The sequence below is a fragment of the Janthinobacterium sp. C22 genome, from assembly GCF_057919405.1.
In genome coordinates this window covers 1330070-1347372 of sequence record NZ_CP193659.1, presented here as the reverse complement: position 1 = coordinate 1347372, position 17303 = coordinate 1330070, and the positions used below count along the sequence as shown (strand labels likewise).

Below are 17303 nucleotides of genomic sequence, written 5' to 3'. Positions count from 1 at the left end.
GATCAGATCAGCAACGTGGCACTGTCGCCTGACGGACGGGCGGTGGCCATCTTGCTGATGGGCGACAACCGGCGCCGGCGTTTGGCCGTGCTCGATGTGGCGAGCCAGGAGGTCAAGGTCGTTGCCAACTTCAGCGACCGCGATATTGATAAAGTGGCATGGGTCAATGCAAAGCGGCTGGTATTCGATACCACCGACTCGCACGCGGCAGACGGCCAGCGCAAATATGCGCCGGGCATGTTCGTCGTCGACCGCGATGGCGGCAATTACCGCCAATTGGCCTCCATGGATGGGGCAGCGGACGACCCGCGCTTTGCGTCCAGGAAGTTGCCTCCCTCCGTATATCTGCTGGACCAGCCCGGCGCCCAGGCTTCCGATGTCATCTATGTCCAGAAAGCCGTTGTGCTCAAGGAACGTAATGAGAATACGGCAGAGGTCGGACAATTCGACTTGCTGCGCCTCGACACCACCACCCAACAATGGGAAAAGGTGATGCCGCCAGCCAAAGGCGTGCGCCACTGGCTGCTGGATCAGCAGGGCAGGCCGCGCCTGGCAATGGTCGTCGAGGACGGGCGCAAGACGTTTTACTACCTTGAGCAGGACGATCAGCGCTGGCGCGCCGTCGCCAGCCAGGATATCTATGACAACGGACCCGGTGCCATCACGCCCGTGGAATTCGGACCCGACGGCACCCTGTATGTCAGCAGCCGCAACGGTGCCGACAAGCGCGCCCTGTATGCCTACGACCTGACGGCTGGCCGCGTCACGGGCAAGCCGCTGGTCACGCTGGCCGGCTACGATTTCGACGGCGGCATCCTCGCGGACCAGAAACGCCTGCTGGGCGTCTACTACACCAATGATGCCACCACCACCGAATGGTTCAGCGCCGACTGGAAGGCCGTGCAGCAAGACATCGACACACAATTGCCGGCGACCATCAACCTGGTCTCACGCAGCGCCAGGGCGGATAGCCCGCAGCTCATCGTGACGGCGTATTCGGACCGCCAGCCCAGCGCCTACTTGCTGTACAACAAGCAAACTCGTCAATTACAGAAAATCGGCGATGCCCGTCCCGCCATCGATGCGCGGTACATGGCGCAAACCGACTTGATGACCTATCGCGCGCGCGACGGCATGGAGATTCCCACCTGGCTGACCTTGCCCAAGGGCGGCGGGAAGAAATTGCCGATGGTGCTGCTCGTGCGCAGCGTGCCAGGAGGACGTGGCAGCCTGTGGCAATGGATGAGCGAGCGGCAATTCCTCGCCTCGCGCGGCTACGCCGTGCTACAACCCGAATTTCGCGGCAGCGGTGGGCGCGGCGACCAGTTCCTTCGGGCGGGCTGGAAACAATGGGGCCTGGCCATGCAGGATGACCTGGCCGACGGCGTGCGCTGGGCCATCGCGCAAGGCATTGCCGATCCACAACGCATCTGCATCGTCGGCGGCGGCGCCTATGGCGGTTACGCAGCCCTGATGGGATTGATCAAGAATAGCGACCTGTTCCACTGTGGCGTCAGCTGGAGCGGCATCACCGACTTGCCGCAAATGTTCACGCAACACTGGAGCGTTGGTCACCGGATGGGCGAGCAGGAAAGACAATACTCCATGCCGCAACGCATAGGCGATCCTGTGCACGATGCCGCCCAGCTCAAGGCCAGCTCTCCCATGTACCAGGCCGAAAAATTGACGCAGCCCCTGCTGCTGGCCTACGGAGGGGCCAGCAGCAACGTTCCCACATACCAGGGCACGCAGTTCCGCGACAAGCTCAAGCTGAGCAATCCACGCGTCGACTGGCAGCTGTATGCCGAAGAGGGTGACCGTTGGGACTTGGCGGCCACGCGCGTGGACTTCTGGCAGCGCGTGGAGAAATTCCTTGACAGAAATATCGGAAAAGACAGCGTCCCGCTAAAAAAGGAGTAGGCTGGAGGGCCGTTTTACTTACGAGGAGATCCCATGCCGTCTGGAAAAATTCTTGTTGCCCAGGGAGGCGGCCCCACCGCCGTCATCAACCAGTCGCTGGTGGGCGTGGTGCTCGAATCGCGGCGTTTTCAGCACGTCACGCGCGTGTACGGCGCCCTGCACGGCGTGCGTGGCATCATCAATGAAGAGTTCGTCGACCTGACGCAGGAAACCAGCCACAACCTGGAACTGGTGGCCGCCACGCCGTCCTCTGCGCTCGGTTCCACGCGCGACAAGCCCGACATCGCCTACTGCCAGCAAATCTTCGAAGTACTGCGCGCGCACGAGATCGAGCACTTCTTTTACATCGGCGGCAACGACTCGTCCGACACGGTGCGCATCGTCAGCGAGGAAGCGCACAAGGCCGGCTATCCGCTGCGCTGCATCCACATCCCGAAAACCATCGACAACGACCTGGTGGGCAGCGACCACACGCCCGGTTTTCCCTCGGCCGCGCGCTTCGTCGCGCAAGCGTTCGCCGGCGCCAACCTGGACAACGCGGCCTTGCCCGGCGTGTACGTGGGCGTGGTGATGGGACGCCACGCGGGCTTTCTGACGGCTGCCTCGGCGCTGGGCAAGAAGTTCCCCGACGATGGCCCGCACCTGATCTACCTGCCCGAGCGCGTCTTTGTCTTGGAGCAATTCCTCGCCGACGTGAAGGCCACCTATGCGAAGTACGGCCGCTGCGTGATCGCCGTCTCGGAAGGCATCCACGACGCGTCGGGCGAGCCGATCGCCAGCCTGCTCGCCAAGGAAGTGGAGCGCGATGCGCATGGCAACGTGCAATTGTCGGGCACGGGCGCGCTGGCCGACCTGCTGTGCGACGAAATCAAGGCCAAGCTCGGCATCAAGCGCGTGCGCGGCGATACCTTCGGCTATCTGCAGCGTTCCTTCATCGGCTGCGTCTCCGACGTCGACCAGCGCGAAGCCCGCGAAGTGGGCGAAAAGGCGGTGCAGTTCGCCATGTGGGGCGACCGCGACGGTTCCGTCGCCATCAAGCGCACGGGCTTTTATTCCGTCGACTACGAGTTGCTGCCGCTGACCGAGGTGGCGGGCAAGACGCGCACCATGGAAGACGAGTTCATCAGCGCCAGCGGCACGGACGTGACCGATGCTTTCCGGCTGTATCTGCGCCCGCTGCTGGGCTCGGGCATGCCCGATGCGTTCCGCCTGCGGGCCGCCAAGGTGGCGAAGGTCTTGAAACCCTAGCTGGACTCCGCCAGCAGCAGCGGCCGCAGCTTGACGGCCGCTTCTTTTAACTGCGGCACGTGCTGCATCAGCTGCTCCACGGACTTTCTCGCCACAGGCGCGTGGCAGGCCACGGCGGCCACGATGCGCCCGTCGGCGGCACAGATGGGCACGGCCACGGCCACCATGCCGTGCACGAATTCCTCGTCGTCGATGCCGATGCCCAGGCGGGCGATGCGCACGATCTCGCGCTCGAGCAGCACGGGATCCGTGATGCTTTTCGGCGTGCGTGCCTGCAGGCTCAGCATGGCCAGCAAGGCGCGCCGCTCCAGCAAGGACATATGCGCAAGGAATAATTTGCCACTCGCCGTGCAATGCATGGGCGCGCGCGTGCCCAGCACCAGGTGCAGGCGCAGCGGTTCCTGCGTTTCCACGCGGTCCACGTAGACGATCGCATTGCCCTCGGGAATGGCCAAGTTGCACGTCTCGCCCGTGGCCGCCACCAGGCTGCCCAGGATGCTGCGGCTCACGCGGATCAGGGCATTGTTGCGCAGGGTGGCCAGCGCCAGGTTGGTGGACGCTGCGCCCGGCACATAGCCGCGCCCCACGGGCGTGCGCAGCACATAGCCGTGTTGCTCCAGCGTATCGAGCAGCCGCATCATGCTGGCCTTGGGCACTTGCATGCGCGCGGCCAGCTGCGACAGGGTCAAGGGCTGGCTGGCGCTGGCCAGGTGCTCGATCAGGCGCAGCACGCGCAAGCCGCGCGCCTCGTCGCCATGGCTGGCCGCCGGGCTGGCAGTTACCGCCCCCCGCCGGGCTGTCTTCTTCGGCCTCGGCCGGCCGTTTTTGAAACGCATCATGCATGTTCTGTTTCACCTCTCGCGTATGCGGCGGTTTCCGCTTGTCCCGGTGCAGCACGTCTTTTATAAATGGAACCAGACGTTCCAAAAATAATCAATAAAGACCAGTGTATCGCAAAAAACGCCCGCCGAGGCGGTGCGATACCGCAACGCAGGAGACAAGCACCATGTTGCAAACACACTACGATTACATCGTCGTCGGCGCCGGTTCCGCCGGCTGCGTGCTGGCCAACCGCCTGTCGCACGACAGCAACCACCGGGTATTGCTGCTGGAAGCGGGCGGCAAGGACAACAATCCCTGGATACACGTGCCGGTCGGCTATTTCAAGACCATGCACGACCCGAAGCTGGACTGGTGCTACCGCACGGAAGCGGATGCCGGCATCGCCGGACGCCAGTTGCAATGGCCGCGCGGCAAGGTCCTGGGCGGCTCCAGCTCGCTCAACGGCTTGCTGTACGTGCGCGGACAGAAAGAGGATTACGACCGCTGGGCCGAACTGGGCAACGCAGGCTGGAGCTATGCCGAGGTGCTGCCCTATTTTAAAAAATCGGAAGACCAGGAACGCGGCGCCAGCGACTACCACGGCGTGGGCGGCCCGTTGAAGGTGTCGGACCTGCGCCTGCGCCGCCCCATCGCCGAACACTTCATTGCCGGCGCCACGGAAAGCGGCATCCCCTTCAATGCCGATTACAACGGCGCCACGCAGGAAGGCGTCGGCTACTTCCAGCAGACGGCCAGCAAGGGCCTGCGCTGGAGTACAGCGAAAGCCTTTTTGCGGCCCGCCCGCAAGCGCGCCAACCTGCGCGTGGAAGTGCGCGCGCAGATCACGCGCGTGCTGTTCGAAGGAAAGCGCGCCGTCGGCATCGAGTTCCGGCAGGATGGCCAGCTGCGCCAGGCGCGCGCCAGCGGCGAAGTGATTTTATGCGCGGGCGCCATCGGCTCGCCGCACATCCTGCAATGCTCGGGCGTGGGTCCGCGCACCCTGCTCGAGGAAGTGGGCGTGCCGCTCGTGCACGACTTGCCCGGCGTGGGACAGAACCTGCAAGACCATCTGCAGATCCGCCTCGTCTTCAAGACGCGGCTGAAAACCCTGAACGATGAAGTCAACAGCCTATGGGGCAAGCTGTGGGTGGGCATGCAATATGTGTTTTCCCGCTCCGGCCCTCTCACCCTGGCGGCCAGCCAGGTGACGGTGTTTACCCGATCCTCGCCCGAGGTGGAGCGGCCCGACATCCAGTTCCACATGCAGCCGCTGAGCGCCGACAAGCCGGGCGAAGGCGCGCATCCGTTTTCCGCCTTCACGTCGTCCGTGTGCCAGCTGCGCCCGCACAGCCGCGGCCACGTATCGATCAAGTCCGCCGATCCCCTCGCCTATCCGGGCATTTATCCCAATTATCTGTCCGACCCGCGCGACCAGCGGACGGCCATTGCCGCCCTGCGCGTGGCGCGCAGGATCGCCGCCGCGCCGTCGCTGGCGCCGCACATCATTTCAGAGTTCGTGCCCGGTCCGCAGTTCGAGACGGATGCGCAGCTGCTGGAAGCGGCACGGCGTTTCAGCCAGTCGATCTACCACCCGAGCGGCACCTGCAAGATGGGCCACGACGCCATGGCAGTCGTCGACGACCGCCTGCGCGTGCACGGCATGCAGAACCTGCGCGTGGTCGATGCGTCGATCATGCCGGAAATCGTCTCGGGCAATACGAACGCGCCCACCATCATGATCGCCGAAAAAGCGGCCGACATGATCCTGGCGGACGCCGTGCGGCTGCCGCAGGCGGCCTGACCCACCCATTCCATTTCCGGCAAGGAGGATGTCAGCGGCGGGCAGGCGGCCCCGCCTCCAATGACCCGGCGACAAGCCAGGCATCAAACACATAATCGATATCGATTGGAGACTAGATATGGACAACAATCCCAACAATCCGAAAAAAGCCCAAGAGCTGCGGAAAGTCGTGATGGCCAGCGTGATCGGCGCCACCATCGAGTGGTACGACTTCTTTTTATACGGCGTCGTGGCCGGCATCGTGTTCAGCAAACTGTATTTCCCGGGCGGCGATCCGCTCGTCTCGACCATGCTGGCCTACGGCACCTTCGCCGTGGGCTTTCTGTCGCGCCCCATCGGCGGCGTGATCTTCGGCCACTTCGGCGACAAGATCGGCCGCAAGAGCATGCTGGTGATGACCCTGATGATCATGGGCATCTCCACTTTCCTGATCGGCGTGCTGCCGACCTATGACCACATCGGCTACTGGGCGCCGGGATTGCTGCTGTTCCTGCGCGTGCTGCAAGGCATCGGCCTTGGCGGCGAATGGGGCGGCGCCGTGCTGATGGCGTATGAATATGCGCCGCCAAAGGACCGCGGCTTCTACGCCAGCCTGCCGCAGATCGGCCTGGCCATCGGCCTGTGCCTCGCGTCGGGCGTAGTGGCGATCCTGTCGTACAGCCTGACGGATGCGCAATTCCTCTCGTGGGGCTGGCGCGTGGCCTTCATCCTGTCGGCTGCTCTCGTCTTCATCGGCATGTGGATACGCCTGAACGTGATGGAAACGCCGGAGTTCCAGGCCATCAAGGAAAAGAACGCGGAGACGCAGATTCCATTCTTCGACCTGCTGAAGCGCTATCCGGGCAATGTATTAAAAGGCATGGGCGCGCGCTATATCGACGGCGTGTTCTTCAATATCTTCGGCGTGTTTTCCATCACCTATCTGACCAACACCATCAAGATAGACCGCACGGAAGCGCTGATGGGCGTGATGGCGTCGGCCGTCGTGATGTGCTTCTGCATCCCCTTCTTCGGCCGCCTGTCGGACCGCATCGGCCGCAGCAAGGTGTTTTTCTGGGGCTCCTTGATCACGGGCGTGTCGGCCATCCCCGCCTTCTGGATCATGCTGCACCACGCCGACAATCCGCTGCTGCTGTGGTGTTCCGTGATCATCCCGCTGGGCGTACTGTATTCGGCCGTGTACGGCCCGGAAGCGGCCCTGTTCTGCGACCTGTTCGACGCCAAGGTGCGCTACACGGGCATCTCCTTCGTGTACCAGTTCTCCGGCATCTTCGCCAGCGGCCTGACGCCCATCATCGCCACCTACCTGCTGAAAACGGGCAATGGCGAGCCATGGCACATCGTCGGCTACATCCTGTTCGCCTCCCTCGTCTCGGCCGTCAGCGTGGCCATGATCGGGAAAGGAGGCTCGCAGCCGGACGGCCGCATGAAACCGGCGCACGCGCGGTAAGCGGTAAGATATCGCGGCGCAAAAAAGGCAGGCCTCTTGCGAGCGCCTGCCTTGTTTGTTCAAGCTACAGCTTAGATAACAACTGTTTGATGCTCGTCGCCCACGCGGGCGCGGATGGTGCCGATGCGCGAGACGGTTTCGCCGGCCGCTTGCAATTGCGCGATGGCCGCGTCGGCGTTTTCCTGCGAGACGATGACGGTCATGCCGATGCCGCAGTTGAAGACGCGGTGCATCTCGGCGTCAGCCACGCCGCCGTGCTGTTGCAGCCACGTGAACAGCGGCGGCATGGTCCATGCCTTCGAGTCCAGTTCGGCCACCAGGCCAGGCTGCAGCACGCGCGGGATGTTTTCCACCAGGCCGCCACCGGTGATGTGCACCATGCCCTTCACCTCCATGGCATCCATCAGCGCCAGCAATGGCTTGACGTAGATGCGCGTCGGCTGCATCAGCACGTCGGCCAGCTTACGGCCATGGAAGTCGCCTTCCAGGTCCGGCTTCGCCACTTCGATGATCTTGCGCACCAGCGAGTAACCGTTCGAGTGCACGCCCGACGAGGCCAGGCCCAGCACCACGTCGCCCGGGGCGATCTTGGTGCCGTCGATGATTTTCGATTTTTCCACGGCGCCGACGGCAAAACCTGCCAAGTCGTATTCGCCGGCCGGGTACATGCTCGGCATTTCCGCCGTTTCGCCGCCGATCAGCGCGCAACCGGCCTGTTCGCAACCCTGGGCGATGCCCTTGATGACGTCGGTGGCAATCGCCACGTCCAGTTTGCCGCAGGCAAAATAGTCGAGGAAGAACAGCGGCTCGGCGCCTTGCACCAGGATATCGTTGACGCTCATGGCGACGAGGTCGATGCCGACCGTGTCATGGCGGTTCAGTTCGAACGCCAGGCGCAATTTCGTGCCCACGCCGTCGGTGCCCGAGACCAGCACCGGTTCCTTGTACTTCTTGCTGATTTCAAACATGGCGCCAAAACCGCCCAGGCCGCCCATCACGCCTTCGCGCAGGGTGCGCTTGGCAAACGGCTTGATTGCTTCGACTAAAGCATCGCCTGCGTCGATATCGACGCCAGCGTCACGGTAGGAAAGGGAAACATTAGAAGTCTGGTTCATGGTGTGGTGGCAGCGGAGGCGGTAAAATAGAAGGCGGATACCCGCCGGCACGCGCGCGCAAGCATGTTCTTCAACATCGTGCGGCAGGACGCCAGCGGGTGAATTCGGTCGATCAAGTCGCTATTTTATCAAACTGCCCCGCCATTTCGTAATTAACTGCCTTTTTTTAACGCAACAGCACAAACTCCATGCCATTCGCCATCACCGCCGAACAGAAGCAAACAGCATTTTGGATCGCGGTCTGGCTGGCATTCTTGCTGCTGCTCGTCAGCCTGGGCCCCATCCTGACGCCCTTCCTGGCCGCCGCCATCCTCGCCTACGTGCTCAATCCCGGCGTCGACCGCTTGCAGCGCCTGCATTACCAGCGCTTTTATTTGCCCCGTCCGCTGGCCGTGCTGGTCGTCGTAGTGTTGTTTTTCCTCGCCATTACGGCGCTGGTGCTGATCGTCGTGCCTGTGTTGCAAAAGGAAATCCCCTTGCTGCAGGCGCAAATTCCGCAATTCCTGAGCAAGGCGAACGAGTTCCTGGCGCCGAAACTGCGCGACCTGGGCATCCGCGTGCGCCTGGACGGCACCGGCATCAAGCGCATGCTGAGCCAGCAGATGGCCACCAGCGGCGATGAAATCTGGAGCACGGTACTCGCCTCGGCCCGTATCGGCGGCACGGCCGTGCTGGGCTGGCTGGCCACCGTGGTGCTCATTCCCGTGGTGCTGTTCTATCTGTTGCTGGACTGGCATCCCATGCTGGCGCGCATCGCCGGCGCCGTGCCGCGCCGCTGGGTCGGCCGCACGGTGGGCATGGCGCAGGAAGTCGATACCCTGCTGGCGCAATACCTGCGCGGCCAGTTGCTCGTCATGCTGGTGCTGGCCACCTATTACTCGGTGGCGCTGGCCATCGCCGGTTTTGAAGTGGCATTGCCCGTGGGCATCATCACGGGCTTGCTCGTGTTCATCCCCTACCTGGGCTTCGGCCTGGGCCTGATGCTGGCGCTGATCGCCGCCCTGCTGCAGTTTGCCGACTGGAGCGGCGTCATCGCCGTGGCCGTCATCTATGGCTGCGGCCAGGTCATCGAGGGCTTTTTCCTCACGCCGCGCCTGGTGGGCGAGCGCATCGGCCTGAACCCGCTGGCCGTGATCTTTGCCTTATTAGCGTTCGGACAATTGTTCGGTTTCGTCGGCGTTTTGCTCGCTTTACCCGCTTCTGCCGTCCTGATGGTCGCTTTTAAGCATCTAAGACGCCACTACCTCACCAGCAGCTTCTATAATACCTAGTAAAAGCGGATATCATATCAACCTAGCAACACCACGATGCACATGCAGTAATGAAAAACAGGACAAGGCGTACGCCATGAAACAACTGGTGCTCGATTTAGGCACAGACCAGGCGCACAGCCTCGATACCTTCGAGGTGGGACAGAATGCCGAAGTGGCGCAGCTGATGCGCCAGTTCGCCGCGCGCACATCGCGCGAACATTTTGCCTACCTGTGGGGCGAACTGGCCGCCGGCAAGAGCCACCTGCTCAAGGCCCTGGCCAGCACCGAGCGCGCGCGCTACATTTCGCCGTTCTCGATCGAGTCCGAATTCGTGTATTCGCCTGACGTGGACCTGTACCTGCTCGACGACTGCGAAAAACTGTCGCCGCTGGCGCAGATCGACGCCTTTGCCCTGTTCAATGAAATCCGCGCCAACAAAGCCTTCATGGTGTGCAGCGGCGCAGTGCCGCCGGCCGTGCTGCCCGTGCGCGAAGACTTGCGCACGCGTATGGGCTGGGGCCTGATCTACCAGATCCACGGCTTGACGGACGATGAAAAAATCGCCGCCCTGACCCAGGCGGCCACCACCCGCGGCTTGACCTTGTCGCCCGGCGTGTTACCCTATCTGCTGTCCCATTTCCGGCGCGACATGCGTTCGCTGTCGACGATGCTGGACTCTCTCGACCTCTACTCCCTTGAAACCCAACGCCCGATCACCTTGCCATTATTGCGCGAGTTGCTGCAGGCGGAAGCGAAAGAATGATGAATCTGGCCCTGTTTGACCTCGACCACACCCTGCTGCCCATCGACTCGGATCACGAGTGGGGCGAATTCCTGGTACGCATCGGTGCCGTGGACGCCGCCGAATTCACCCGCCGCAACGACGAATTTTTCGCGCAATACCAGGCCGGCACGCTCGATCCAGTGGAGTACCTGGAATTCTCGCTCGGCACCCTGGCGCAATTCCCGCGCGAACGCCTGGAAGCGCTACACCGCCAATTCATGGCCGAAGTAGTCTTGCCGGCCATCCGCCCGGAAGTCGTGGCGCTGATCAAGCAGCACCAGGACGCGGGCGACCTGCTGGCCATCGTCACGGCCACCAACCATTTCATCACCAAACCCATCGCCGATGCACTGGGCGTCGAGCACCTGCTGGCCGCCATGCCCGAATATGACGATGAAGGCAATGTCACGGGCAAGCTGGTAGGCACGCCGACCCTGGGCGCGGGCAAGCTGACCCACACCCACGCCTGGCTGGAAAAGATGGGCAAGGAACTGGGGCAGTTCGAGCGCAGCTATTTTTACAGCGATTCGCACAACGACATTCCCCTGCTGTCGGTCGTGACCCACCCGGTCGCGACCAACCCCAACACCGCTTTGAGCGCACACGCATCCCTCCACGGCTGGCCATCACTCCACTTATTCAATGATTAAAAAATTCATCCGCAAGATCCTCGGCGTTAAAAAAGAGGCAGCGCGCGACACCACGGCCCCCATCGTGCTCGGTCCCGCGCAACACGGAATCGACCCGAAACTGGTGTCGTCGAATGCCATCCGCGTCACCAGCAGCCTGCAGGAAGCGGGCTTCGAGGCCTTCGTCGTCGGCGGCGCCGTGCGCGACCTGCTGCTGGGCGTGAAACCCAAGGACTTCGACATCGCCACCAACGCCACGCCGGAACAGGTGAAGCGATTGTTCCGCCGCGCCTTCATCATCGGCAAGCGCTTCCAGATCGTGCACGTGATGTTCGGCCAGGATCTGCTGGAAGTGACGACCTTCCGCGGCGCCGGCGCCGATTCCGCGCCCAAGGATGAACATGGCCGCGTCCTGCGCGACAACACCTTCGGTTTGCAGCACGAAGACGCGCTGCGCCGCGACTTCACCATCAACGCCATGTACTACAACCCGGCCACGCAGGAAGTGCTCGATTACCACGGCGGTGTGGAAGACATCCGCGCCAAGACCCTGCGCATGATCGGCAAGCCGGAAGAACGCTACCGCGAAGACCCCGTGCGCATGCTGCGCGTGGTGCGCTTCGCCGCCAAGCTGAAATTCACCATCGAGCCGCACACGGCCGCGCCGATTCCCGTCATGGCGCCGCTGATCAACAACGTGCCGGCGCCGCGCGTGTTCGACGAGATGCTCAAGCTCCTGATGAGCGGCCATGCGCTGGCCTGCCTGCAGCAGCTGCGCAAGGAAGGCTTGCATCACGGCCTGCTGCCGCTGCTCGACGTGGTGCTGGAGCAGCCGCTGGGCGCGAAGTTCGTCACCCTGGCGCTGGACGCCACGGACCAGCGCATCGCCGCCGGCAAGACCGTCTCGCCGGGCTTTTTGTTTGCCTCGCTGCTGTGGCACCAGGTGCTGGAAAAATGGACGGCCTACCGCGCCGCCGGCGAATCGACCATCCCCGCGCTGCACCTGGCGGCCGACGACGTGCTCGACTCGCAAACGGAAAAACTGGCCCTGCAGCGCAAGATCGGCTCCGACATGCGCGACATCTGGTCGATGCAGCCCCGCTTCGAGCGCCGCGTCGGCAAAGCGCCGTACAAATTGCTCGAACACCTGCGCTTCCGCGCCGGCTACGACTTCCTGCTGCTGCGCTGCGCCTCGGGCGAGATCGACATGGACATCGGCGAATGGTGGACGGCCTTCTATGAAGGCGACGAGGAAACGCGCGAAGCGCTGCTCGTCAGCGCGAATGCAGCACCGGGCGCCGTCAAGAAGAAGCGTCCGCCACGCCGCAGCACGCGCAGCAAAACGGGTGGCGGCACCACCACCGGCAGCACCAACGGCGAATAATGTCAGTGATTGCTTACATCGGCATCGGGGCGAACCTGGGCGACGCGCGCGCGAATGTGCAGGATGCGATCGCGCGCCTGGCGCGCCTGCCCGGCGCCAGCTTGCTGGATGCCTCGGCCAGCTACCGCACGGCGCCCATCGATTCCAGCGGCGACGACTACATCAACGCCGTGGCGCGCATCACGACCACCCTGCCGGCAGAGGAACTGATGCTGGCCCTGCACGCCATCGAGGCGGCGCACGGGCGCGAACGGCCTTACCGCAACGCCCCGCGCACCCTGGACCTGGACTTGCTGCTGTACGGCGATGAGCAGATCGCCAGCGCCACACTGACGGTGCCCCATCCGCGCCTGACGGAGCGCGCCTTCGTGCTGGTGCCGCTGCTGGCCCTGGCGCCCGACATCGCCGTGCCAGGACGCGGCCCCGCGCAAGGCTATCTGGCGGGCGTGGCGGACCAGGCCATCAGCCAGCTCTGAGCCGCCGCGCCAGACATACACTACAATGCCGCCCCTGCACGCCGTCCTATAAAGTACTACACTAGCGGCGTCGCAATAGCATCACCCCCTTTCACTCTAGAGAATACCTATGTCCGCTTATTTGCAAGGAACAGATCTGGCCGCAAAAGACAAGGCCGCCACACCGGCGCCGGCGCCATCCAAGCCTGTCGCCAACAAGGCCGTGACCATCCACACGCTGGCCACGTTGCGCGCCGCCGGTGAAAAGATCTCCATGCTGACCTGCTATGACGCCAGCTTCGCGTCCCTGATGGACCGCTGCGGCGTGGAGATCCTGCTGATCGGCGATTCGCTCGGCATGGTCTGCAACGGCCTGAACTCCACCCTGCCCGTCACCGTGGCCGAACTGGCCTACCACACGGCGTCCGTCGCGCGCGGCAGCAAGTCGGCCATGATCCTGTCCGACCTGCCGTTCGGCGCGTACGGCACGCCTGAAACGGCTTACGCCAACGCCGTCATCCTGATGCAGGCGGGCGCGCACATGATCAAGATCGAAGGCGGCGCCTGGCTGGCCGAGACCGTCCGTTTCCTCACCGAGCGCGGCATCCCCATCTGCGCCCACATCGGCCTGACGCCGCAATTCGTGCACCAGCTGGGCGGTTATAAGGTGCAGGGCAAGAGCACGGAAAGCGCCGCCGAACTGAAGAACGACGCGCTGGTGCTGCAAAACGCGGGCGCCGCCATCGTGCTGATGGAAGCCATGCCGTCGCAGCTGGGCAAGGAAGTGACCGACATGCTGACGATTCCCACCATCGGCATCGGCGCCGGTCCCGACTGCTCGGGCCAGGTCCTCGTCATGCACGACATGCTGGGCGTGTTCCCAGGCCGCAAGGCGCGCTTCGTGCGCAACTTCATGGAAGGCGCGGCCAGCATCGACGACGCCGTCACCGGCTACGTCAAAGCCGTCAAGGATGGCAGCTTCCCGGCGCTGGAACACTGCTTCTGATGTAGTTTGTTTTACGTCCAAGTCGGCTTACGCGCTGCGCGCCAAGCCGACCTACGAAACCATCCACGCTATAGGTCGGGTAGGTCGGATTAGGCCGCAGGCCGTAATCCGACAACACCGCAGGCGCAAATCCCTATCCCACCTGTATCCACGTCGTCTTCAGCTCCGTGTACTTGTCCAGCGCGTGCAGCGACTTGTCACGCCCGTTGCCCGACTGCTTGTAGCCGCCGAACGGCACGGTGATGTCGTCGCCGTCGTACTGGTTGACGTGCACGGTGCCGGCGCGCAGGGCGCGCGCCGTCTGGATGGCCTTGCTGATGTCCGAGGTCCACACGGCCGCCTGCAAGCCGTAGGGCGTGGCATTTGCCTGTTGGATGGCTTCAGCGATATCCGTAAAGCCCAGCACGGACAGCACCGGCCCGAAAATCTCTTCGCGCGCGATCGTCATGCCGGCGTCCACGCCGAAGATGGTGGGCTGCACGTAGTAGCCGCCCGTATCAAGGCGCACGGCCTCGCCGCCGCCGAGCAGCTGCGCGCCTTCGCTCTTGCCGGCCGCGATATAGCCCATCACCGTCTGCATCTGCGTGGCGTCGACGATGGCGCCCATGACGGTGGCTTCGTCGAGCGGGTCGCCTGGCTGGAAGCGCGGCAGCATGGCCAGCGCCTTGGCGACAAATTCTTCCCTGATCGATTCTTCCACGAACAGGCGCGATGGCGCATTGCAGCTTTCGCCCTGGTTGAAGAAAATGGAGCCGACGGCGGCCGCCACGGCCTTGTCCAGGTCCGGGCAATCGGCGCACACGATGTTGGCGGACTTGCCGCCCAGTTCCGTCCACGCCCGTTTCAGATTCGACTGGCCCGCCATCTGCACGATCAGTTTCCCCGTGCGCGTGGACCCCGTAAAGCCGATGCAATCGACGTCCATGTGCAGCGCCAGCGCGGCGCCGGCCTCGTTGCCGTAGCCTGGCAGCACGTTGAACACGCCCGCCGGCACGCCCGCTTCGAGCGCGATGTCGGCCAGGCGCAGCGCCGTCAATGGCGATTTCTCGGACGGCTTCAATATCACGCTGTTGCCGGCCGCGAGGGCGGGCGCGATCTTCCAGGCGGCCATGATCATCGGGTAATTCCACGGCACGATGGCGGCGACGACGCCCACCGGTTCGCGCGTGATCAGGGCCAGGCTGTTGGCGGGTGTCGGCGCGATTTCATCGTAGACCTTGTCGATCGCCTCGCCGTACCAGCGCAGGCAGTTGGCCGTGGCGCCCACGTCCACGCTCTGGCTGTACTTGATCGGCTTACCCATGTCCAGGGTTTCCAGCAGGGCCAGTTCGGGACCGTATTTCTGCACCAGGTCGGCGAACTTGATCAATATCCGCTTGCGCTGCGCCGGCGATTTACCGGCCCAGCGGCGGTCGTCAAAGGCGGCGCGCGCGGCCTGCACGGCCGCCTCCACGTCGGCGCCGTCGCAGCGGGCCACCTGCCCCAGCAGACGTCCGTCGATGGGCGACAGATTGTCGAAAGTCTGGCCGGACCTGGCCGCGACCCGTTCGCCGTTGATGACAGCGCGGCCATCGATCTTGATCTCTGCGGCCCGTGCGTGCCAGCTGGTGTTTTCCGTCATGGTCGTCTCCTGTGTCAGTTTACAAGCAGCTTACTCCTGGTCCGCCGAATACGCCGCGGACATCTGCTTGCGGCGTCTGCGGTCGGCGCGCGCCAGCATCACGGCATACGCGATCACGGCGAGCGTCACGACGAGGATCGTCAGCGCGGCGATCGCATTGACGCGCGGGTCGAGCCCCAGACGCGCGCGCGAGAAGATCACCAGCGGCATCGTCGTCGAACCGGGACCGGACAGGAAAGCGGACAGCACCACGTCGTCCAGCGACAGGGTAAACGTCAGCAGCCAGGCCGAGGCCAATGCCTGCGTGATGTTCGGCAGGGTCACGAGGAAGAACACCTGGTGCGCGCGGCAACCGAGGTCCATGGCCGCTTCCGCCAGCGACTTGCTCATTTCCTGCAGGCGCGATTGCACCACCACGGCCGCATACGCCATGCCCAGCAGGGTGTGACCGAGCCAGATGGTCAGCACGCCCCGCTCGGGAAAACCGAAGACCTTTTGCATGGACACCAGCATCAGCAGCAGCGACAGGCCGATGATCACTTCCGGCATCACCAAGGGCGCACTGACCATGGCGGAAAACACCGTGCGGCCGCGGAAGCGCTGGTAGCTGGTCAAGGCAAAGGCGGCGAAGGTACCGAGGATGACGGAAGACGTCGCCGACATGAAGGCGATCTTCAGGGATAAACCGAAGCCCGAGATGATTTCCGCATCGCTCATCAACTCGCTGTACCAGCGCAGCGAAAAGCCGCTCCACACCATGTCCTGGCGCGAGCTGTTGAACGAGAAGACGATCAGCACGATGATGGGCAGGTACAGGAACAGATAGCCCAGCGAGAGCCAGCCGCGCCCGAACCAGCGCTGCAGGAAGGTACGTCCGTTCATGTGCGCTCCTCCGCGTCCTGGTCGGTCTTGTATTTGTTAAAAATGGCCATCGGCACGAGGATCAGCAGGATCACCAGCACCGTCACGGACGAAGCCATGGCCCAGTCGTTATTGGTGAAATACTCATCCCACAGCACGCGGCCGATCATCAGGGTTTCCGGGCCGCCCAGCAGCTCGGGAATCACGTATTCGCCGACGGAGGGAATGAAGACCAGCATGGCGCCGGCGATGATGCCCGACTTCGACAGCGGCACGGTGATGCGCCAGAACGCCTGCAGGGGCGTGGCGCCCAGGTCGGCAGCCGCTTCCAGGAAGCGCACGTCCATTTTGACCAGATTGGCGTACAGGGGCAGGATCATGAACGGCAGATAGGCATACACCATGCCGACCACCAGCGAAAACGAGGTGTTCATCATGTGCAGCGGTTCGCTCACCACGCCCAGCGCGATCAAGAGATCGTTGAGCAAGCCGTGGTTGGCCAGGATGCCCTTCCACGCATACACGCGCAGCAGGAACGAAGTCCAGAACGGCAGCATCACCAGCATCATCAGCACGGGGCGGATCGATGGCCTGGCGCGCGCCATGAAGTAGGCGAACGGGTAGCCGATGAACAGGCAGATGGCCGTGGTGATGGCCGCGTATTTGATGGAACTGAGGTAGGTGAGCAGATACAGTTCGTCGGCGGCGATGAACAGGTAGTTGGCGATTTTCACCTTCAGCACGACGATGCCGTCGACGTACGACAGCAAGCCGCCGAACGGGCTGCCCGCCGTATCCATGTCGGACAGGCTGATGCGCAGCACGATCAGGAAGGGCACCAGAAAGGCGGCCGTCAGGAACAGCGCGGGCACGGCGATGACGGCGGTGCGCCCAGTGACCCAACGCAGGGCGACGAGCTTGCGCAGCGATTGCAGAATGGACGTCATGATGGCC

15 protein-coding genes are annotated in these 17303 nt (G+C 63.5%); 10 read left to right on the top strand and 5 right to left on the bottom strand.

The genetic code is table 11. The features are described 5' to 3' along the window. Positions 1–15 precede the first annotated feature (15 nt). Positions 16–1920, top strand: coding sequence for an alpha/beta hydrolase family protein (locus ACRHIG_RS06155; RefSeq protein WP_489629664.1), 1905 nt, complete (start codon positions 16–18; stop codon positions 1918–1920). Positions 1921–1953: 33 nt separating this feature from the next. Continuing rightward, complete coding sequence (locus ACRHIG_RS06150) at positions 1954–3168, top strand: 6-phosphofructokinase (RefSeq protein WP_489629663.1); 1215 nt, start codon at positions 1954–1956, stop codon at positions 3166–3168. Here ACRHIG_RS06150 and ACRHIG_RS06145 read toward each other — a convergent pair. Continuing rightward, positions 3165–4007, bottom strand: coding sequence for an IclR family transcriptional regulator (locus ACRHIG_RS06145; RefSeq protein WP_489629662.1), 843 nt, complete (start codon positions 4005–4007; stop codon positions 3165–3167). The two genes, ACRHIG_RS06150 and ACRHIG_RS06145, sit on opposite strands and share 4 nt — an antisense overlap. A gap of 167 nt (positions 4008–4174) precedes the next feature. Between ACRHIG_RS06145 and ACRHIG_RS06140 the strand changes: the two genes are divergently transcribed. Beyond that, a complete protein-coding gene (locus ACRHIG_RS06140; protein WP_489629661.1) occupies positions 4175–5791 on the top strand; it encodes a GMC family oxidoreductase in 1617 nt (538 codons plus the stop codon). 172 nt (positions 5792–5963) lie between these two features. Next, positions 5964–7241, top strand: coding sequence for an MFS transporter (locus ACRHIG_RS06135; protein ID WP_489630753.1), 1278 nt, complete (start codon positions 5964–5966; stop codon positions 7239–7241). A 71-nt stretch (positions 7242–7312) separates the two neighbouring features. Here ACRHIG_RS06135 and purM read toward each other — a convergent pair whose 3' ends face one another. After that, positions 7313–8356, bottom strand: a complete 1044-nt coding sequence (gene purM, locus ACRHIG_RS06130) for a phosphoribosylformylglycinamidine cyclo-ligase (RefSeq protein ID WP_092796783.1) — start codon at positions 8354–8356, stop codon at positions 7313–7315. 188 nt (positions 8357–8544) lie between these two features. On the opposite strand from purM, the gene ACRHIG_RS06125 reads away from it, so the two are divergent. From ACRHIG_RS06125 to panB, 6 genes are all read left to right on the top strand, one after another. Beyond that, positions 8545–9627 (top strand): AI-2E family transporter, encoded by a 1083-nt coding sequence (locus ACRHIG_RS06125; protein WP_489629660.1) that lies wholly within the window; start codon positions 8545–8547, stop codon positions 9625–9627. A gap of 76 nt (positions 9628–9703) precedes the next feature. Continuing rightward, positions 9704–10372 carry a DnaA regulatory inactivator Hda gene (gene hda / locus ACRHIG_RS06120; protein WP_058048421.1) on the top strand — a complete coding sequence of 223 codons (669 nt, stop codon included), beginning with the start codon at positions 9704–9706 and terminating at the stop codon, positions 10370–10372. Continuing rightward, positions 10372–11043 (top strand): histidinol-phosphatase, encoded by a 672-nt coding sequence (locus tag ACRHIG_RS06115; protein ID WP_489630752.1) that lies wholly within the window; start codon positions 10372–10374, stop codon positions 11041–11043. The genes hda and ACRHIG_RS06115 overlap by 1 nt, the downstream gene beginning before the upstream one ends. Next, positions 11036–12406, top strand: coding sequence for a polynucleotide adenylyltransferase PcnB (gene pcnB, locus ACRHIG_RS06110; RefSeq protein WP_475417510.1), 1371 nt, complete (start codon positions 11036–11038; stop codon positions 12404–12406). Before ACRHIG_RS06115 ends, pcnB begins: the two co-directional genes overlap by 8 nt. Next, positions 12406–12882, top strand: coding sequence for a 2-amino-4-hydroxy-6-hydroxymethyldihydropteridine diphosphokinase (gene folK / locus ACRHIG_RS06105; protein WP_489629659.1), 477 nt, complete (start codon positions 12406–12408; stop codon positions 12880–12882). Before pcnB ends, folK begins: the two co-directional genes overlap by 1 nt. Positions 12883–12991: 109 nt before the next feature. Next, positions 12992–13867, top strand: a complete 876-nt coding sequence (panB, locus tag ACRHIG_RS06100; RefSeq protein ID WP_175445216.1) for a 3-methyl-2-oxobutanoate hydroxymethyltransferase — start codon at positions 12992–12994, stop codon at positions 13865–13867. Positions 13868–14000: 133 nt separating this feature from the next. Here panB and ACRHIG_RS06095 read toward each other — a convergent pair whose 3' ends face one another. The 3 genes from ACRHIG_RS06095 to ACRHIG_RS06085 are packed head-to-tail and all read right to left on the bottom strand — an operon-like array spanning position 14001 to position 17296. After that, complete coding sequence (locus ACRHIG_RS06095) at positions 14001–15488, bottom strand: aldehyde dehydrogenase (protein WP_489629658.1); 1488 nt, start codon at positions 15486–15488, stop codon at positions 14001–14003. A 30-nt stretch (positions 15489–15518) separates the two neighbouring features. Further along, a complete protein-coding gene (locus ACRHIG_RS06090; protein WP_436499988.1) occupies positions 15519–16370 on the bottom strand; it encodes an ABC transporter permease in 852 nt (283 codons plus the stop codon). After that, positions 16367–17296 (bottom strand): ABC transporter permease subunit, encoded by a 930-nt coding sequence (locus ACRHIG_RS06085; RefSeq protein ID WP_475417514.1) that lies wholly within the window; start codon positions 17294–17296, stop codon positions 16367–16369. The genes ACRHIG_RS06090 and ACRHIG_RS06085 overlap by 4 nt, the downstream gene beginning before the upstream one ends. Positions 17297–17303: the final 7 nt, after the last annotated feature.